The organism is Enterobacter sp. R-1.6.2, from assembly GCF_035064085.1.
Lineage (GTDB): Bacteria > Pseudomonadota > Gammaproteobacteria > Enterobacterales > Enterobacteriaceae > Enterobacter > Enterobacter asburiae_B.
Window position 1 is genome coordinate 1 of the sequence record NZ_JASEYI010000006.1, and the last position, 17,740, is coordinate 17,740.

The following is a 17,740-nucleotide window of genomic DNA, read 5'->3' on the forward strand; positions in this document are numbered from 1 at the left end:
GGGGGGACTCGAACCCCCACATCCGTAAGGACACTAACACCTGAAGCTAGCGCGTCTACCAATTCCGCCACCTTCGCCCAGTGCGAGCAATATCATTGTGATTTATGGTGCGAGGGGGGGGACTCGAACCCCCACATCCGTAAGGACACTAACACCTGAAGCTAGCGCGTCTACCAATTCCGCCACCTTCGCATACCATCGATACTGTAAAAGTATCGTAACCACGGAGGCGCATTCTAGATGTTTTCAGCTTTACGTCAACAGAAAAGTGCGCGCGACGCCTTGATTGCTGCAAAAATGGCCGATGCAGGCGCCATGCGGAGCCGGATGGCGCTTGCGCTTATCCGGCCTGCTGGAGCGGAGATTACTTTTTGGCCTGGCGCGTCATGACGGTACGGTAGACCTTAAAGCGGCCGGTCTGGGCGATCACTTCGTGGAAGCCGAAGGTTTCGTCCAGCACTTTCGGGTACGCCAGGAAGGCGTTCGCGACAATACGCAGCTCGCCGCCGCTGTTCAGATGACGGGTTGCGCCGCGGATCAGCGTTTGTGCCGCTTCAAGGCTGGTCTCCATACCGTCGTGGAACGGCGGGTTGGAGATAATCATGTCGAAGCGACCGGTGATGTCGGAGAAGACGTTGCTGGCAATCACCTCGCCTTCAATGCCGTTTGCGGCAAGCGTTGCGCGGCTGGCTTCTACCGCCGGGGCGCTCACGTCACACAGGGTTAAGCGCACTTTTGGTGAATGGCTGGCAAGCACGGTAGAGAGCACGCCCGCGCCGCAGCCCACGTCCAGCACTTTGCCTTTGGTATGCGGCGTCAGGGTGGAGAGCAGCAGCTTGCTGCCCGTATCCAGCGCGTCGCGGCTGAACACGCCCGGCAGGGTTTTGATGGTCAGGCCGTCAAGCTGGTACTCGTCCCAGTATGCCTGTGGATCGAACGTTGTCTGCTTTTCCAGACGGCCATGATACAGACCACAGCGGCGTGCGCTGTCGACTTTATTCAGCGGCGCGTAGCCTTCCAGCATCTGTTCAGCGCTACGCACGCCGCTGCGGTTCTCACCCACCACGAAAATATCGCAGCCTACCGGCAGCAGGGAGAGCAGGTTCATCAGCTGGAACTGGGCTTCAGGCTTGTTCTTCGGCCAGTAGTAAATCAGCGTATCGCAGTCGGCGATATCGCTCTGCTCCGCCACCAGGCTAAAGCGCGCGCGCTCGCCCATCTGGCGGCTCAGCACCTGCCAGTGGTGGTAGTATTGGGTGTGGGCACGGCTTTCAGCACAGTCGAAACGCGCAGGCAGGTCATCCTGCATATCTCCGGCAAACAGAATACGGCTTTCTTCGAAATCATCACTGTGACGCAGCAAGACTTCACTTGCCGGGGTAAATGCAGACATGAATTGTTCCTCAATAAACTCAGGCGGGGATTATAGTAGGTAGATGGCGCACTTTCGACACATTTGCTATATTTGCGCGCCTGAGAGACAGGAGTTTTCCCTATGACATCCCGACGAGACTGGCAGTTGCAGCAGCTGGGCATTACCCAGTGGGCTTTGCGTCGCCCGACGGCGTTGCAGGGCGAAATCGCCATTTCCATCCCTGCGCACGTACGCCTGGTGATGGTGGCGGAAGAACTGCCTGCCCTGAATGAACCCCTGATCGATGATGTCCTTCGCAGCCTGAAGATGACGGCCGACCAGGTTTTACAGCTGACGCCAGAGCGTGTCGCGATGCTTCCTCCTGATAGCCGCTGTAACAGCTGGCGTATCGGAGAGACAAACGAGATCCCCCTCCAGGGGAGCCAGATCTGCACGCCAGCGCTGGACGAACTGAAAGCCAACCCAAAAGCGCGCAGCGCGCTATGGCAACAAATCTGCGAATATGAACACGATTTCTTCCCTCACGACGCCTGACCTGACCACAGCGTTTGCGATTGAAACACGCGCCCACGCCTTTCCGTGGAGCGAAAAAACCTTCGCCAGCAATCAGGGCGAACGGTATCTGAACTTCCGTCTGGACGTTGACGGCACCATGGCCGCCTTCGCGATCACGCAGGTTGTTCTTGATGAAGCGACGCTGTTTAATATTGCGGTTGATCCCGCGTTCCAGCGCCGTGGGCTGGGAAGAGAACTGCTCGAGCACCTCATTCGTGAGCTCGAAACCCGTGACGTTTTCACCCTGTGGCTGGAGGTGCGCGCGTCGAATGTCGCCGCCATCGCGCTCTATGAAAGCTTAGGCTTTAACGAGGCGACGGTCCGCCGTAACTACTACCCCACCGCAGAGGGACGTGAAGACGCCATCATAATGGCTCTGCCGATTGGATAACGAATATAAGGTTGTAACGATGAAATGGGACTGGATTTTCTTTGATGCCGACGAAACGCTGTTTACGTTTGACTCGTTCGGCGGCCTGCAGCGGATGTTTCTCGACTATAGCGTGACCTTCACCGCTGAAGATTTTCAGGACTATCAGGCGGTAAACAAGCCGCTGTGGGTGGATTACCAGAACGGTGCCATCACCGCGTTACAGCTTCAGCACCAGCGTTTTGACGTCTGGGCGGAACGCTTAAAGGTCAGTCCGGGAACGCTGAACGATGCCTTCCTGAACGCGATGGCCGATATCTGTGCGCCACTGCCGGGTGCGGTTTCCCTGCTGAATGCGTTGAAAGGGAAGGTGAAACTGGGGATCATCACCAACGGTTTTACCGCCCTGCAGCAGATCCGCCTCGAGCGCACCGGCCTGCGCGATCATTTCGACGCGCTGGTGATCTCGGAAGAGGTGGGCGTACCTAAACCGGATCCGCGTATTTTCGACTACGCGCTGGCCCAGGCCGGTCATCCTGACCGCGATCGCGTCCTGATGGTGGGTGATACGGCAGAGTCAGATATCCTGGGCGGCATGAAGTCAGGTTTGTCGACCGTCTGGCTCAACGCTCATGGCCGCGTGAAGCCTGAAGGCATCGAGCCGACCTGGACCGTGACGTCGTTGAACGAACTGGAGCAACTCCTGTGTAAACAATGATTGCCTGCCCCCCATTGATGGGTAAAATAGCCGCAATTTTGTATTCCATGATGCGTGGCGTGCTGCCGCGCTTATAAAAGAAGATTTAATTATGACGTTGTCTCCTTATCTGCAAGAGGTGGCCAAGCGCCGCACTTTTGCCATTATCTCGCACCCGGATGCCGGTAAAACGACCATCACTGAGAAGGTGTTGCTGTTCGGACAGGCGATCCAGACTGCGGGTACCGTTAAAGGCCGTGGCTCCAGCCAGCATGCAAAATCTGACTGGATGGAGATGGAAAAGCAGCGTGGTATTTCGATTACCACCTCCGTGATGCAGTTCCCGTATCACGACTGCCTGGTGAACCTGCTGGACACCCCGGGCCACGAAGACTTCTCCGAAGATACCTACCGTACCCTGACGGCGGTGGACTGCTGTCTGATGGTGATCGACGCCGCGAAAGGTGTAGAAGACCGGACCCGTAAGCTGATGGAAGTCACCCGTCTGCGCGATACGCCGATCCTCACCTTCATGAACAAACTCGACCGCGACATCCGTGACCCGATGGAAGTGATGGACGAAGTGGAAAGCGAGCTGAAAATCGCCTGTGCGCCAATCACCTGGCCAATTGGCTGCGGTAAGCTGTTCAAAGGGGTGTATCACCTCTATAAAGACGAAACCTACCTGTATCAGACCGGTAAAGGCCACACCATTCAGGAAGTTCGCGTGGTGAAAGGTCTGGATAACCCTGAGCTGGACGCGGCAGTCGGCGAAGAGCTGGCCGCGCAGCTGCGCGACGAGCTGGAGCTGGTGAAGGGGGCGTCTCACGAGTTCGATAAAGAGCTGTTCCTGAGCGGTGAAATCACCCCGGTCTTCTTCGGTACCGCGCTGGGTAACTTCGGCGTTGACCACATGCTGGACGGTCTGGTGGAGTGGGCGCCGCGTCCGATGCCGCGTAAAACCGACACCCGTGAAGTGGAAGCGAAGGAAGAGAAATTCACCGGCTTCGTGTTCAAAATTCAGGCCAATATGGACCCGAAACACCGCGACCGCGTGGCCTTTATGCGCGTGGTGTCCGGTAAGTATGAAAAGGGCATGAAGCTGCGCCAGGTGCGTACCGGGAAAGACGTGGTGATCTCCGATGCGCTGACCTTTATGGCGGGCGACCGTTCGCACGTTGAAGAGGCGTATCCGGGCGACATCATCGGTCTGCACAACCACGGCACGATTCAGATCGGCGATACCTTTACCCAGGGTGAAATGATGAAGTTCACCGGTATTCCGAACTTCGCGCCGGAGCTGTTCCGTCGTATCCGTCTGCGCGATCCGCTGAAGCAGAAACAGCTGCTGAAAGGCCTGGTTCAGCTCTCCGAAGAGGGCGCCGTGCAGGTGTTCCGCCCAATCGCGAACAACGATCTGATCGTGGGTGCGGTCGGCGTGCTGCAGTTCGACGTGGTTGTCGCGCGTCTGAAGAGCGAGTACAACGTGGAAGCGATTTACGAGTCTGTGAACGTCGCGACCGCGCGCTGGGTTGAGTGTTCTGACGTGAAGAAATTCGAAGAATTTAAGCGTAAGAACGAAATTCAGCTGGCGCTGGATGGCGGCGATAACCTGACCTATATCGCGCCAACCATGGTGAACCTGAACCTGACGCAGGAACGTTACCCTGACGTTCAGTTCCGTAAAACCCGCGAGCACTAATCCCCTCTCAGAGCACGGCTCCCGCCGTGCTCTTCTTTAATTCCTGTCTTATTAATCCCTTGCGGAATGTTCTTAATTCAACGCAATTTCACGCTATTCGCGCGTTTTTTACTCAATTCTGAAAGCGGCTCTGTGAGAGTGATCTATATTTAACTCAGTGTTTAACACCGGGCGTGGATAAATTAACTGTTCAATGCATGACTTTAGGTTGTCCATTTTGCCCGTGTGTTTATTCGCAATATATAAAACTACTAAGGAAGTATGTAGCCCGAATAACGGGTAAACACAGGAATAGATCGATGAATATGACAAGACTGAAGATTTCGAAAACTCTGCTGGCTGTAACCCTGGGTAGCGTTCTGGTGAGCGGTTCCGCTCTGGCGGAAAGCAGCACAATGGATAAAGCCCAGTCCACGGCCGATACCGCAGGGCAAAAAATCGATAGCTCTATGAATAAAGTCGGCAACTTCATGGACGACAGCTCAATCACAGCAAAAGTGAAAGCCGCACTGGTGGATGATGAAGCCATCAAAAGTACCGATATTTCCGTTAAGACCGACAAGAAAGTGGTCACGCTGAGCGGCTTCGTGGAAAGCCAGGCTCAGGCCGAACAGGCGGTGAAAGTCGCGAAAGGCGTTGAAGGCGTTGCGTCCGTCAGCGATAAGCTGCACGTACGTGACGGTAAAAACGCGTCGGTGAAAGGTTATGCCGGTGATGCAGCCACCACCAGCGAAATCAAAGCTAAACTTTTAGCAGATGACATCGTGCCGTCCCGCAAGGTGAAAGTGGAAACCACCGATGGTGTGGTTCAGCTCTCCGGTACGGTAGATTCGCAGGCGCAAAGTGAACGCGCCGAGTCCATCGCGAAAGCGATTGACGGTGTGAAAAGCGTTAAAAACGATCTGAAAACGAAGTAAATCTGGACCATTCGCCCGTCTGGTTAAAACCTGCGGGCGAAATAAGAACGACTCTGGAAAAACGCCGGTGAGTGACCTGAGCGCTCACGTTTAGCGGCCGACATTAACTATGGTAAAGGAGAAGCTTATGTTTCGTTGGGGCATTATATTTCTGGTTATCGCGTTAATTGCCGCCGCATTGGGCTTTGGTGGACTGGCAGGTACAGCGGCATGGGCAGCTAAAATTGTCTTCGTTGTGGGTATTATTCTGTTCCTGGTCAGCCTGTTTACGGGTCGTAGACGTCCGTAGCAAACGCAATATTCCTTCAACAAAATAAAGCCAGTCACTGTGACTGGCTTTTTCTTATTTGCGGAACAGGTCGGGTGCGTTACTGTGGTGTTATAAAATAATCAAAACAGGAAAGCAGAGGTGGGGCAACGAATTCCCGTTACGCTCGGCAATATTGCGCCGCTGACGTTAAAGCCGTTTCGCTCAGGACAACTCGCACTGGTTTGCGAGGGGGGAGGGCAGCGCGGCATCTTCACCGCCGGCGTGCTGGATGAATTTATGCGCGCGCAGTTCAACCCGTTTGACCTTTACTTCGGCACCTCTGCCGGGGCGCAGAACCTCTCTGCCTATGTATGTAACCAGCCCGGCTACGCGCGAAAGGTCATCATGCGCTACACCACGGCGAAAGAATTTTTTAATCCGGTGCGCTTTGTGCGCGGCGGTAACCTGATCGATCTTGACTGGCTGCTGGAATCGACCTCCAGCCAGATGCCGCTGGCCATGGATACCGCTGCCCGTCTGTTTGATAGCGGCAAAGAGTTCTGGATGTGCGCCAGCCGGGGCGATGACTATTCGCCGGGCTATTTTTCTCCTCAGAAGGAGAACTGGCTGGACATCATCCGCGCCTCCAGCGCGATCCCCGGCTTTTATCGTACCGGTGCCCTGCTGGACGGTATTAGCTACCTGGACGGGGGGATCAGTGACGCGGTGCCGGTGCAGGAAGCCGCCCGGCGCGGGGCGAAAACCATTGTGGTGATCCGTACCGTACCGTCGCAAATGTATTACACGCCGCAGTGGTTCAAACGGATGGAGCGCTGGTTGGGCGACAGCAGCCTGCAGCCGCTGGTGAACATCGCGAAGCAGCATGAAACCACTTACGGCGCGATGCAGCGCTTCATTGAAAAACCGCCGGGCAAGCTGCGTATTTTTGAAATCTATCCGCCTAAGCCGCTGCTGAGCATGGCCCTGGGCAGCCGCGTCCCTGCGCTGCGCATGGATTACAAAACGGGGCGGCTGTGCGGGCGTTACTTCCTGGCGACGGTGGGGAAAATGCTGGCGGAGCAACCGCCGCTTCATCGCCATAAACGCATTATTTTGCCGCCTGCGATTGTCGCCAACGACGCCCTGACGATGCCGCTGGTGGATATTCCGCAGGCGAATGACGCTTTACTGGATAACGAGGATCTGGCGTGACGCTCCGCTTTGTCGATACCCACTGCCACTTTGATTTTCCGCCGTTTACCGGGGATGAAGCGCAAAGCATAGCGAAAGCGGCCGAAGCAGGCGTTCAGGCTATCATTGTGCCGGCAGTGGAAGCGGCCTATTTTTCCCGGGTGCTGGATCATTCCGCGCGGCACCCCGCGCTCTATGCCGCGCTCGGCATGCATCCGATTGTGATTGAACGGCATCTTGATGAGCACATTGAGAGGCTTGATGAGGTTGTGCAAACCGCAGGAGACAAACTTGTCGCCATCGGTGAGATCGGCCTCGATCTTTATCGTGAGGATCCGCAGTTTGAGCGCCAGCAGACGATCCTCGACGCGCAGCTCAGGCTGGCGAAGCGCCACGATCTGCCGGTGATCCTCCACTCAAGACGCACGCACGATAAGCTGGCGATGCACCTGAAACGCATCGATCTGCCGCGAAAAGGGGTCGTGCACGGTTTCTCCGGCAGCCTGCAGCAGGCGCAGCGTTTTATTGAACTGGGCTATAAAATTGGCGTCGGTGGCACCATCACCTATCCGCGCGCCAGTAAAACCCGGGACGTGATGGCACAGCTGCCGCTGTCGGCGCTCCTGCTGGAAACCGACGCGCCGGATATGCCGCTGAATGGTTTTCAGGGCCAGCCGAATCGCCCGGAACAGGCGGCGCGCGTGTTTACCACCCTATGTGAACTGCGAAAAGAGCCTGAAGAGGTGATTGCCGATGCGCTGCTGGAAAATACCCGTTCGGTATTTGGCATCACGCTATAGGTAAAGTGCCGGACGAATCACCGTTATCTTCTGTTTTTCCAGCGCCAGCGCCAGCGGTTCAACGTCCTCGGGCGTGGCGCTGCGCCATGAGGCCGCCTCACCGTAAACGCCATGCGCATGAAACGCGTTGATGCGCACCGGCACATTCCCAAGCCCGTGGATAAAGGTCGTTAGCGGTTTGAGGTGTTCCAGATAATCACACTGCTCCGGAATCACCAGCAGGCGGAGTTCCGTCAAACGGTGACGATCTGCCAGCCAGCGGATGCTCTGCTTAATCTGCGGGTTTTCGCGCCCGGTCAGGAAGCGGTGATGCTCGTTCCCCCACGCCTTCAGATCCAGCATCGCGCCATCCAGTACCGGCAGCAGCTTTTGCCAGCCGGTTTCGCTTAACAGACCGTTGCTGTCTACCAGGCAGGTGAGGTGACGCAGGGCGGGATCGGCTTTGATCGCGGTGAACAGGGCGATCAAAAACGGCAATTGCGTTGTGGCTTCGCCGCCGCTGACGGTGATCCCTTCGATAAACGGTGCGGATTTGCGGACCTGAGCGAGGATCTCTTCCACGCTGAAGCGGTGCGCCATAGGTGTTGCCTGCTGCTGGCACAGGTGCAGGCAGGTGTCGCACTGCAGGCAGTCACTCTCCTGCCACCAGACGCGTCCGGCCTGAATCGTCAGCGCGTCGTGCGGGCAGTGGGGCACGCAGTCCCCGCAGTCGTTGCAGCGGCCGATCGTCCACGGGTTGTGGCAGGTTTTACAGCGCAGGTTGCAGCCCTGCAGGAACAGCGCCAGGCGGCTGCCCGGCCCGTCCACGCAGGAAAAAGGAATGACCTGACTAACTAAAGCGCATCTGCTGTTCATGGCTTATCACGCGCGGCTGACGTTCCAGAATACGGGTATTGCGTGCGGCCTCTTCCCCCAGCCACGTGGTATTGGTGCGCGATCCGGCTTCCCGGTATTTCTCCAGATCCGACAAGCGAACCATGTAGCCGGTCACGCGGACCAGATCGTTACCCGCTACGTTGGCGGTAAATTCACGCATTCCCGCCCTGAATGCGCCCAGGCAAAGCTGAACCACCGCCTGCGGGTTGCGTTTGACCGTCTCCTCCAGGGTGAGAATATCGCTGATTCCGGAGTGATAGTGTTTGTGATGCGGCGCAACGACCAGCAGATGGCTGATGGGATCCGGCTCGTCGCCGTAAGGCAGGCGCGCGCCCGGCGTGTTGCCCGAATCGGAACTGATCCCCGACTGCGCGTGCAGCATCGCGCGAAGCTTCCAGCCGTGCTTCACCGGCGTGCTTTCAACGAACGCTGCAAGCTGTTCGCTGATGCGATAGCCCAGCGCGTTGGCCTGCCCGCCTTTTCCGTAACGGCCTTCAATGCCCTCCTTTTCACAGAGCGTATTCACCGCTTCCGCCAGGCCGTACATGCCAAACATGGGCACAAACCGATCCGCATCAATCAGCCCCTCTTTGACCAGGAAGCTATTCTCAAAGAAGCCAGATTGCCCGTACAGAAAATCGCAGCGTGCATCGATGATGGCAATTTGCTGCTGGCAGTAGTGCGGGAGCGTGCGGGTAAAGAAGTCGTCAATTGATGCGCTGCGTTCAGCAATGGCTTTGAGGTTAAGGCGCACCAGGGTGCTGCCGCCGCCTGCAAGCGGCAGGGAGTTGTAACAGCTCACCACGCCGTAACGGCCTTTTGTGAAAATTTTATCATTCATCGGGCCATTAGAAATATGCGGTTTGCTGCATTCACAAATGTTTTTCGCCACCTCAAGCAGCAAATCATGTGGGGTGATATCGGGATCGTAGATAAAGGTCAGGTTCGGCGCGACCTGCTTCAGCTCTGCATCGGCACGCAGAATGGCGCGCGTGACGGGCGTATCTTCAGGCCCGATGTTTGCGTGCATAAACGCATCCGGCAGCGTACGGTCGAGATAGCGCCAGAAACGTTTTATTCGGCTATCGATCTCTTCTTGTGTTAGAATTCTAACATATGGAGTCAATATCGCATCAAGCTGACCGAGATAGACCGGCATCGATGTGACGGACGGAACATGATGGTAGAGGATGGTTAACAGCGAGAGGGCGTCGTCGAGATCTTTCGCGCCTTCCAGCTCCAGCCACTCTGAACCGTTAGCCAGAAATTTTGCGTAATCCGGCAGAACGTAACGGGGTTTGTAAGGCGCATGGCCTTCGAACATGTCGCAGATAACCCCCTCGTCCAGCGCGGCTCGTGCGGCCTCAGGAAGTGCCGGGTAAGGCAGGTTGTTTTCCGCTTCCAGCGCCAGAAAATGACGTTTTTGTTCCGGGGTTAACACCGGGCTTGTGACAATGTGCTGGCAACGTTGTTGCAGGGCGTCGGGGCTGGAGTGGGGCATAGTCGCTTCCTTGAGTGTTCTGCGGATGATGAACGGATTGTAGAAAGCCAGCCTGTCGGGGCTTTTGATCCGACAGGGGGTATCGCTGCTTTAGTCGGCAATTTACGCGCTAAAGTTTGAAGAAGATCTCATTACAGTAATGCAAATTTGTATGCAGTTTTCATTAACTGTGATGAATGTCGAAGTGTGGATGCGGGTGAATGTTAGAATACTCACAGACCCGCAAGGTAAAATTTATACGGCACTGCCGTTGGAGAATGTTATGACCGATTTAACTGCAAGCAGCCTGCGCGCGTTGAAACTGATGGACCTGACCACCCTGAACGATGACGACACCAATGAAAAAGTCATCGCCCTGTGCCATCAGGCGAAAACGCCGGTGGGTAACACCGCAGCCATCTGTATCTACCCGCGCTTTATCCCGATTGCCCGTAAGACGCTGAAAGAGCAGGGTACGCCGGACGTGCGCATTGCAACCGTAACTAACTTCCCGCATGGCAACGACGATATCGAGATCGCGCTGGCAGAAACCCGCGCGGCGATTGCTTACGGCGCAGACGAAGTTGACGTGGTGTTCCCGTACCGCGCGCTGATCGCCGGTAACGAGCAGGTCGGTTTTGACCTGGTGAAAGCCTGTAAAGACGCGTGCGCGGCGGCAAATGTGCTGCTGAAAGTGATCATCGAAACCGGCGAGCTGAAAGAAGAGGCGCTGATTCGTAAGGCATCTGAAATCTCCATCAAAGCCGGTGCGGATTTCATTAAAACCTCTACCGGTAAAGTGCCGGTGAATGCGACCCCGGAAAGCGCGCGCATCATGATGGAAGTGATCCGCGACATGGGCGTATCCAAAACCGTTGGTTTCAAACCTGCGGGCGGCGTGCGTACTGCTGAAGACGCGCAGCAATTCCTGGCGATTGCCGACGAGCTGTTTGGCGCCGACTGGGCCGATTCCCGTCACTACCGCTTCGGTGCGTCCAGCCTGCTGGCCAGCCTGCTGAAAGCGCTGGGTCATGGCGACGGTAAGAGCGCAAGCAGCTACTGATTGCCAGACAATGCCGGATGACGCTTCGCTCATCCGGTCGACAGGATCGTAGGGCGGGTAAGCGTAGCGCCACCCGCCACAACTCCCCCGATTCCGCATGGAGGTTACCGTGTTTCTCGCACAAGAAATTATTCGTAAAAAACGTGATGGTCATGCATTAAGCGATGAAGAGATCCGCTTCTTCATCAACGGCATTCGTGATAACACCGTCTCAGAAGGGCAAATTGCGGCTCTGGCGATGACCATTTTCTTCCACGATATGTCGATGCCTGAGCGCGTGTCGCTGACCATGGCGATGCGAGATTCAGGAACCGTTCTGGACTGGAAAAGCCTCAACCTTAACGGCCCGATTGTGGATAAACACTCCACCGGCGGCGTGGGCGACGTGACGTCTCTGATGCTCGGCCCAATGGTGGCAGCCTGCGGCGGTTACATCCCGATGATCTCCGGGCGCGGCCTGGGTCACACCGGCGGTACGCTCGACAAACTGGAAGCCATTCCGGGCTTCGATATCTTCCCGGACGACAACCGCTTCCGCGACATTATTAAAGACGTTGGTGTGGCGATTATCGGCCAGACCAGCTCTCTTGCTCCGGCAGACAAGCGTTTCTACGCCACCCGCGACATCACCGCGACCGTTGACTCCATCCCGCTGATCACCGCCTCTATCCTGGCGAAGAAACTGGCAGAAGGGCTTGACGCGCTGGTGATGGACGTGAAGGTGGGCAGCGGCGCCTTTATGCCGACCTATGAACTTTCAGCTGCGCTCGCGGAAGCGATCGTTGGCGTCTCCAACGGCGCGGGCGTGCGCACCACCGCGCTGCTCACCGACATGAACCAGGTGCTGGCCTCCAGCGCCGGTAACGCCGTCGAAGTGCGTGAAGCGGTACAGTTCCTCACCGGTGAATACCGTAACCCGCGTCTGTTCGACGTCACCATGGCGCTGTGCGTTGAGATGTTAATCTCCGGCAAGCTGGCCAAAGACGACGCAGAAGCCCGCGCGAAACTGCAGGCGGTGCTGGATAACGGCAAAGCGGCGGATATTTTCGGCCGCATGGTCGCAGCCCAGAAAGGCCCGACCGATTTCGTCGAAAACTACGCGAAATACCTGCCAACCGCGACGCTCAGCAAAGCGGTGTATGCCGATAGCGAAGGGTTTGTCTCTGCAATGGACACCCGTGCGCTGGGTATGGCAGTAGTCTCGATGGGCGGCGGCCGTCGTCAGGCGTCAGACACCATTGATTACAGCGTCGGCTTTACCGATATGGCCCGTCTGGGCGACAGCGTTGACGGTCAACGTCCGCTTGCGGTGATCCACGCGAAAGACGAAGCCAGCTGGCAGGAAGCGGCTAAAGCGGTGAAAGCGGCAATTACGCTTGACGATAAAGCGCCGGAAACCACACCGACTGTCTATCGCCGTATCACCGAATAGCGGTATACTGATCTGATCGATAATTTTTGAAGCACTACGTACGGAGAACAATTATGAAACGTGCATTTATTATGGTGCTGGACTCATTCGGCATCGGCGCAACCGAAGATGCAGAACGTTTTGGTGACGTGGGTTCCGATACCATGGGCCATATCGCGGAAGCCTGTGCAAAAGGCGAGGCGGACAACGGTCGTAAAGGCCCTCTGACTCTACCTAACCTGACCCGCCTTGGTCTGGTGAAAGCGCATGAAGGTTCTACCGGTAAAATCGCAGCCGGTATGGACGGCAACGCGGAAGTCGTGGGCGCCTACGCCTGGGCTCACGAGCTCTCCTCCGGTAAAGACACCCCGTCTGGCCACTGGGAAATCGCCGGTGTGCCGGTGCTGTTCGACTGGGGTTATTTCTCCGAGCACGAAAACAGCTTCCCGCAGGAGCTGCTCGATAAGCTGGTGAAGCGTGCCAACCTGCCGGGCTACCTCGGTAACTGTCACTCTTCCGGTACCGTGATTCTGGATCAGCTCGGCGAAGAGCACATGAAAACCGGCAAGCCGATTTTCTACACCTCTGCTGACTCCGTGTTCCAGATTGCGTGCCATGAAGAGACGTTTGGCCTGGATAAACTCTACGAGCTGTGCGAAATCGCCCGTGAAGAGCTGACCGAAGGCGGCTACAACATCGGCCGCGTGATCGCGCGTCCGTTTGTGGGCGACAAAGCGGGTAACTTCCAGCGTACCGGTAACCGTCACGACCTGGCGGTTGAGCCACCGGCGCCAACCGTGCTGCAGAAGCTGGTTGAAGAGAAAGACGGCCACGTGGTTTCCGTGGGTAAAATCGCGGATATCTACGCCAACTGCGGCATCACCAAAAAAGTGAAAGCCACCGGTCTGGATGCGCTGTTCGATGCCACCATCAAAGAGATGAAAGAAGCGGGCGACAAGACCATTGTCTTCACCAACTTCGTGGACTTCGACTCCTCCTGGGGCCACCGTCGCGACGTTGCGGGCTATGCAGCGGGTCTTGAGCTGTTCGACCGCCGTCTGCCGGAGCTGATGGAGCTGGTGGGTGAAGATGACATTCTGATTCTGACCGCGGATCACGGCTGTGACCCAACCTGGACCGGTACCGACCACACCCGTGAGCACATTCCGGTGCTGGTGTACGGCCCGAAAGTGAAGCCGGGCTCGCTCGGTCACCGTGAAACCTTCGCGGACATCGGCCAGACCCTGGCGAAATATTTTGGTACGTCTGACATGGAATATGGCAAGGCCATGTTCTAAACGGATTGGGTGCGGCCTGATGCCCTCATCCCGACCCTCTCCCACAGGGAGAGGGAGAACAGAATGTAGGCCGGGTCAGGCGTAGCCGCCACCCGGCAAAAACAACAATGTAAAAGGAACTGAAGATGGCAACTCCTCACATTAACGCAGAAATGGGTGATTTCGCTGACGTCGTATTGATGCCGGGCGACCCGCTGCGCGCGAAGCACATTGCAGAAACTTTCCTGGAAGACGTGCGTGAAGTGAACAACGTTCGCGGCATGCTGGGCTTCACCGGTACCTATAAAGGCCGCAAAATTTCCGTTATGGGCCACGGCATGGGTATCCCATCCTGCTCCATCTACACCAAAGAGCTGATCACCGACTTCGGCGTGAAGAAAATCATCCGCGTAGGCTCCTGCGGCGCGGTGCGCATGGACGTTAAGCTGCGCGACATCGTTATCGGCATGGGTGCCTGCACCGATTCCAAAGTTAACCGCATGCGTTTCAAAGACCATGACTTCGCGGCTATTGCTGACTTCGGCATGGTGCGTGACGCGGTTGACGCGGCAAAAGCGCTGGGCGTTGAAGCGCGCGTGGGTAACATCTTCTCTGCTGACCTGTTCTATGCCCCGGACGGCGGCGAGATGTTCGACGTGATGGAAAAATACGGCATTCTGGGCGTGGAAATGGAAGCGGCAGGTATCTACGGCGTGGCGGCTGAGTTTGGTGCGAAAGCGCTGACCATTTGCACCGTGTCTGACCACATTCGTACCCACGAGCAGACCACCGCTGCCGAGCGTCAGACCACCTTCAACGACATGATCAAAATCGCGCTGGAATCCGTTCTGCTGGGCGATAAAGAGTAATTCTGTCTCTTCCCTCCCTCTCCCTGTGGGAGAGGGCAGGGGTGAGGGCACCAGACCGTACCTAGCGCACGGCCTGTGCAATCCACGCCGACAGCTCCCGCAGCTCTTTTTCCTGCTCCGGAAAATCCCCGATCAACGCGTCGCATTCCTGCTGCAGCATATCCGCCCTGTACAAACAGCCCTGCAAACGTGCCGCCAGCGCCTCTAACGGTGCCGGGTTCAGGCTATCGGTAAACACCTGCGTGCGGGTGATATGGCCTTTCTCCACGTCAAAATGCAGCTCCACGCCGCCCCAGGTGAAACGCTCGTCCAGCAGATGGGAAAAGGCAGGAGCCTGACCGAAGTTCCATTCCCAGCTGCTCTGGCGGGCGAAGGTTTCGGCGAAGTTGGGCAGGTCCGGGGTTTTGTCAGGGGAGATGACTTCTGCTTCCACGCGCTCGCCGTAATGTTCAAAGAACGCGTCACGGATGGCATCGCAAATCTGCTCGTGCGTAATTCCCGGCAGCAGTTCCACCAGATTTGCCACGCGGCCGCGCACGGAGGTAATTCCTTTGGCCTGGAGCTTTTTCTTATCCGGATTCAGGTAGTTCGCCAGACGGCTGAGGTCAGCGTTAAGCAACAGGGTGCCGTGGTGGAACCCGCGATCCATCGTTTCGCGGTAGGCGGAGCCGGAGACCTTCCGGTCGCCCTCGGGGGTTTTCACCACCAGATCGTTACGCCCGGACGCTTCTGCCGTCACGCCGAGTGAATTGAGGGCATTAAGGACGATGGAGGTTGAGATGGTTTTGTCGTACTCCGGTTTACCCGCCATAAAGGTAAAGCAGGTATTGCCCAGATCGTGAAACACCGCGCCGCCGCCGCTGCTGCGACGTGCGAGACGGACGTTGTCCTCTTCCATACGCCGCGTATTGCACTCTTTCCAAGGGTTTTGCGCGCGGCCGATGACCACCGTATCGGCGTTCCGCCAGAGAAACAGTACGCGCTGGGTGGCGGGCATCTGGCGGAAGATGCACTCTTCTACCGCGAGATTAAACCAGGGATCGTAAGAGTCAGAGATAAGCAGGCGTAACGTCGTCATGGCAAAGTTCCTTTTCCGAATCGTTCGCCTACTTTATCACTAATCTTTCTTCTCGCTCTCTTCGTCTTCGGGGACGGATTTGCTGGCGGTCAGCAGGAACGGGGATTGCTGCCAGCGCGAGCGCTTGCCGCGAAGCAGGGTGCGCGCCAGCACAACGCCGATGGCAAGTGAAAGCAGCAGCATCAGGCGCAGAATATTGGTGGTATTATCGACCTGTTTGGCTTCAGTAGGCAGGGTGTGGGTATCGAGGGTCAGGCGCAGATAGCCCAGTGGGCCATTCTTCCCCTGAATAGGTTCGACAATCTGCTGGTTAAAGTAGCCCCCGGCTTTTTTCCCGTCCAGCGCCAGCCTGTCGCGCACGTCGACGTGTTCGCCAGCGCGGGCAATCAGGTTGCCTTGCTCATCATAGACGCCGGCATCAAGAATGCGGCTATTCTCCGTGAGCAGGCGTAAAACCTGGCCTATCCGCTTCTCGTCCGGCGTTTCGGTACGCATGGACGGCGCGACGTTGAGCGTCACCTGGCGTGCCAGCGTGCGGGCCAGCTCTTCAAACTGCGGGTTGCGTTGCCGTTGATGGTTCTGGCTAAACCACGATGCCCCTTGCATCAGCACCACTAATAGTGCGAGACAGGAAAGGACAATCACGGCGCGATGGAGCCGGAATTTCAGTTTTGCGCGAGCCATATTCCACCTGCTGAAAATTTACGGCTTAATGTTGCCAGAAGTGATGGTTACAGGGTAGCCTCATGCGTTATTTTCCCTCTGCAACCTTCCGGCGCGAACGAAATTACAGGAGCTTTAATGCCGAACATTACCTGGTGTGACCTGCCAACGGATGTCTCTTTATGGCCAGGATTGCCGCTCTCTTTAAGTGGCGATGAGGTGATGCCTCTGGATTACCACGCCGGTCGTAGCGGCTGGCTCCTCTACGGACGCGGTCTGGATAAGCAACGCCTGACCCAGTATCAAAGCAAGCTGGGTGCGGCAATGGTCATCGTCGCCGCCTGGTGCGTGGAAGACTACCAGGTTATTCGCCTGGCGGGTTCCCTGACGCAGCGCGCAACGCGTCTGGCGCATGACGCCGGGCTGGACGTCGCGCCGCTGGGTAAAATTCCGCATCTGAAAACCCCGGGCCTGCTGGTCATGGACATGGACTCAACCGCCATTCAGATCGAGTGTATTGACGAGATTGCGAAGCTGGCGGGCAGCGGCGAGCTGGTGGCGGAAGTCACCGAACGTGCGATGCGCGGCGAGCTGGACTTCACCGCCAGCCTGCGCCAGCGCGTGGCGACCCTGAAAGGGGCCGATGCCAACATTCTGCGTCAGGTGCGCGACGTGCTGCCGCTGATGCCAGGGCTGACGCAGCTGGTGCTGAAGCTGCAGTCCCTCGGCTGGAAGGTGGCGATTGCCTCCGGTGGCTTCACCTTCTTCGCGGATTACCTGCGGGAAAAACTGCATCTGACCACCGTGGTGGCCAATGAGCTGGAGATCATGGACGGCAAGCTGACCGGCCAGGTGATTGGCGATATCGTGGATGCCCAGTACAAAGCCAATACGCTGACGCGTCTGGCGGAAAAATATGAAATTCCGGTTGTCCAGACCGTCGCCATCGGCGATGGCGCGAACGACCTGCCGATGATCAAAGCCGCCGGGCTGGGCATTGCCTACCACGCCAAGCCAAAAGTGAATGAAAAGACGGAAGTCACTATCCGTCACGCTGACCTGATGGGGGTGTTCTGCATTCTCTCCGGCAGCATTAATCAGAAATAACGGCCTGCTTTGTAGGCCGGGTAAGCGTAAGCGCCACCCGGCACGCAGGCCGCACAGAA

18 protein-coding genes and 2 tRNA genes are annotated in these 17,740 nt (G+C 57.0%); 13 read left to right on the plus strand and 7 right to left on the minus strand.

The window, feature by feature from the left end; all coding sequences use genetic code 11:
* The 3 genes from QMN93_RS08345 to rsmC all read right to left on the minus strand — a co-directional run bounded on the left by QMN93_RS08345 (position 1) and on the right by rsmC (position 1,393).
* A tRNA-Leu gene (locus tag QMN93_RS08345) sits at positions 1-69 on the minus strand.
* 36 nt (positions 70-105) lie between these two features.
* A tRNA-Leu gene (locus tag QMN93_RS08350) sits at positions 106-192 on the minus strand.
* Positions 193-364: 172 nt separating this feature from the next.
* Positions 365-1,393, minus strand: coding sequence for a 16S rRNA (guanine(1207)-N(2))-methyltransferase RsmC (rsmC, locus tag QMN93_RS08355; protein ID WP_032660827.1), 1,029 nt, complete (start codon positions 1,391-1,393; stop codon positions 365-367).
* Positions 1,394-1,495: 102 nt separating this feature from the next.
* Between rsmC and QMN93_RS08360 the strand changes: the two genes are divergently transcribed.
* The 8 genes from QMN93_RS08360 to QMN93_RS08395 all read left to right on the plus strand — a co-directional run bounded on the left by QMN93_RS08360 (position 1,496) and on the right by QMN93_RS08395 (position 7,857).
* Positions 1,496-1,909, plus strand: a complete 414-nt coding sequence (locus QMN93_RS08360; protein ID WP_029740017.1) for a DNA polymerase III subunit psi — start codon at positions 1,496-1,498, stop codon at positions 1,907-1,909.
* Entirely contained in the window at positions 1,878-2,321 is a 444-nt protein-coding gene (gene rimI / locus QMN93_RS08365; protein ID WP_033144573.1) for a ribosomal protein S18-alanine N-acetyltransferase, read from the plus strand. Before QMN93_RS08360 ends, rimI begins: the two co-directional genes overlap by 32 nt.
* A gap of 19 nt (positions 2,322-2,340) precedes the next feature.
* Entirely contained in the window at positions 2,341-3,018 is a 678-nt protein-coding gene (gene yjjG / locus QMN93_RS08370) for a pyrimidine 5'-nucleotidase (protein WP_039260913.1), read from the plus strand.
* Positions 3,019-3,109: 91 nt separating this feature from the next.
* On the plus strand, positions 3,110-4,699 hold the full coding sequence (gene prfC / locus QMN93_RS08375; protein ID WP_087823447.1) for a peptide chain release factor 3: 1,590 nt from the start codon (positions 3,110-3,112) through the stop codon (positions 4,697-4,699).
* A 299-nt stretch (positions 4,700-4,998) separates the two neighbouring features.
* Positions 4,999-5,616 (plus strand): molecular chaperone OsmY, encoded by a 618-nt coding sequence (gene osmY, locus QMN93_RS08380; protein WP_028015434.1) that lies wholly within the window; start codon positions 4,999-5,001, stop codon positions 5,614-5,616.
* Positions 5,617-5,743: 127 nt separating this feature from the next.
* Positions 5,744-5,905 (plus strand): DUF1328 domain-containing protein, encoded by a 162-nt coding sequence (locus QMN93_RS08385; protein ID WP_003856556.1) that lies wholly within the window; start codon positions 5,744-5,746, stop codon positions 5,903-5,905.
* A 120-nt stretch (positions 5,906-6,025) separates the two neighbouring features.
* A complete protein-coding gene (locus QMN93_RS08390; RefSeq protein WP_064673199.1) occupies positions 6,026-7,078 on the plus strand; it encodes a patatin family protein in 1,053 nt (350 codons plus the stop codon).
* Positions 7,075-7,857: a TatD family hydrolase gene (locus QMN93_RS08395; protein WP_193138835.1), complete on the plus strand. Its 783-nt coding sequence runs from the start codon at positions 7,075-7,077 to the stop codon at positions 7,855-7,857. Before QMN93_RS08390 ends, QMN93_RS08395 begins: the two co-directional genes overlap by 4 nt.
* On the opposite strand, the gene QMN93_RS08400 is transcribed toward QMN93_RS08395, so the two are convergent.
* Positions 7,852-8,712 carry a YjjW family glycine radical enzyme activase gene (locus tag QMN93_RS08400; RefSeq protein ID WP_064673201.1) on the minus strand — a complete coding sequence of 287 codons (861 nt, stop codon included), beginning with the start codon at positions 8,710-8,712 and terminating at the stop codon, positions 7,852-7,854. The genes QMN93_RS08395 and QMN93_RS08400 overlap by 6 nt on opposite strands.
* Positions 8,687-10,234 (minus strand): YjjI family glycine radical enzyme, encoded by a 1,548-nt coding sequence (locus QMN93_RS08405; protein ID WP_193138836.1) that lies wholly within the window; start codon positions 10,232-10,234, stop codon positions 8,687-8,689. Before QMN93_RS08405 ends, QMN93_RS08400 begins: the two co-directional genes overlap by 26 nt.
* Positions 10,235-10,496: 262 nt before the next feature.
* Here QMN93_RS08405 and deoC point away from each other — a divergent pair, with 262 nt between their 5' ends.
* The 4 genes from deoC to deoD all read left to right on the plus strand — a co-directional run bounded on the left by deoC (position 10,497) and on the right by deoD (position 14,833).
* Positions 10,497-11,276 carry a deoxyribose-phosphate aldolase gene (gene deoC, locus QMN93_RS08410; protein ID WP_023310320.1) on the plus strand — a complete coding sequence of 260 codons (780 nt, stop codon included), beginning with the start codon at positions 10,497-10,499 and terminating at the stop codon, positions 11,274-11,276.
* Between the two features lie 109 nt (positions 11,277-11,385).
* Positions 11,386-12,708, plus strand: coding sequence for a thymidine phosphorylase (gene deoA, locus QMN93_RS08415; RefSeq protein WP_047060215.1), 1,323 nt, complete (start codon positions 11,386-11,388; stop codon positions 12,706-12,708).
* 53 nt (positions 12,709-12,761) lie between these two features.
* Positions 12,762-13,985 carry a phosphopentomutase gene (gene deoB / locus QMN93_RS08420; RefSeq protein ID WP_193138837.1) on the plus strand — a complete coding sequence of 408 codons (1,224 nt, stop codon included), beginning with the start codon at positions 12,762-12,764 and terminating at the stop codon, positions 13,983-13,985.
* A 125-nt stretch (positions 13,986-14,110) separates the two neighbouring features.
* Entirely contained in the window at positions 14,111-14,833 is a 723-nt protein-coding gene (gene deoD / locus QMN93_RS08425; protein WP_010427122.1) for a purine-nucleoside phosphorylase, read from the plus strand.
* Positions 14,834-14,894: 61 nt separating this feature from the next.
* Here deoD and lplA read toward each other — a convergent pair whose 3' ends face one another.
* Complete coding sequence (gene lplA, locus QMN93_RS08430) at positions 14,895-15,911, minus strand: lipoate--protein ligase LplA (protein ID WP_033144580.1); 1,017 nt, start codon at positions 15,909-15,911, stop codon at positions 14,895-14,897.
* A gap of 39 nt (positions 15,912-15,950) precedes the next feature.
* Positions 15,951-16,595, minus strand: coding sequence for a YtjB family periplasmic protein (locus tag QMN93_RS08435; RefSeq protein ID WP_032660794.1), 645 nt, complete (start codon positions 16,593-16,595; stop codon positions 15,951-15,953).
* 117 nt (positions 16,596-16,712) lie between these two features.
* Here QMN93_RS08435 and serB point away from each other — a divergent pair, with 117 nt between their 5' ends.
* Positions 16,713-17,681 (plus strand): phosphoserine phosphatase, encoded by a 969-nt coding sequence (gene serB / locus QMN93_RS08440; RefSeq protein ID WP_023310325.1) that lies wholly within the window; start codon positions 16,713-16,715, stop codon positions 17,679-17,681.
* Positions 17,682-17,740: the final 59 nt, after the last annotated feature.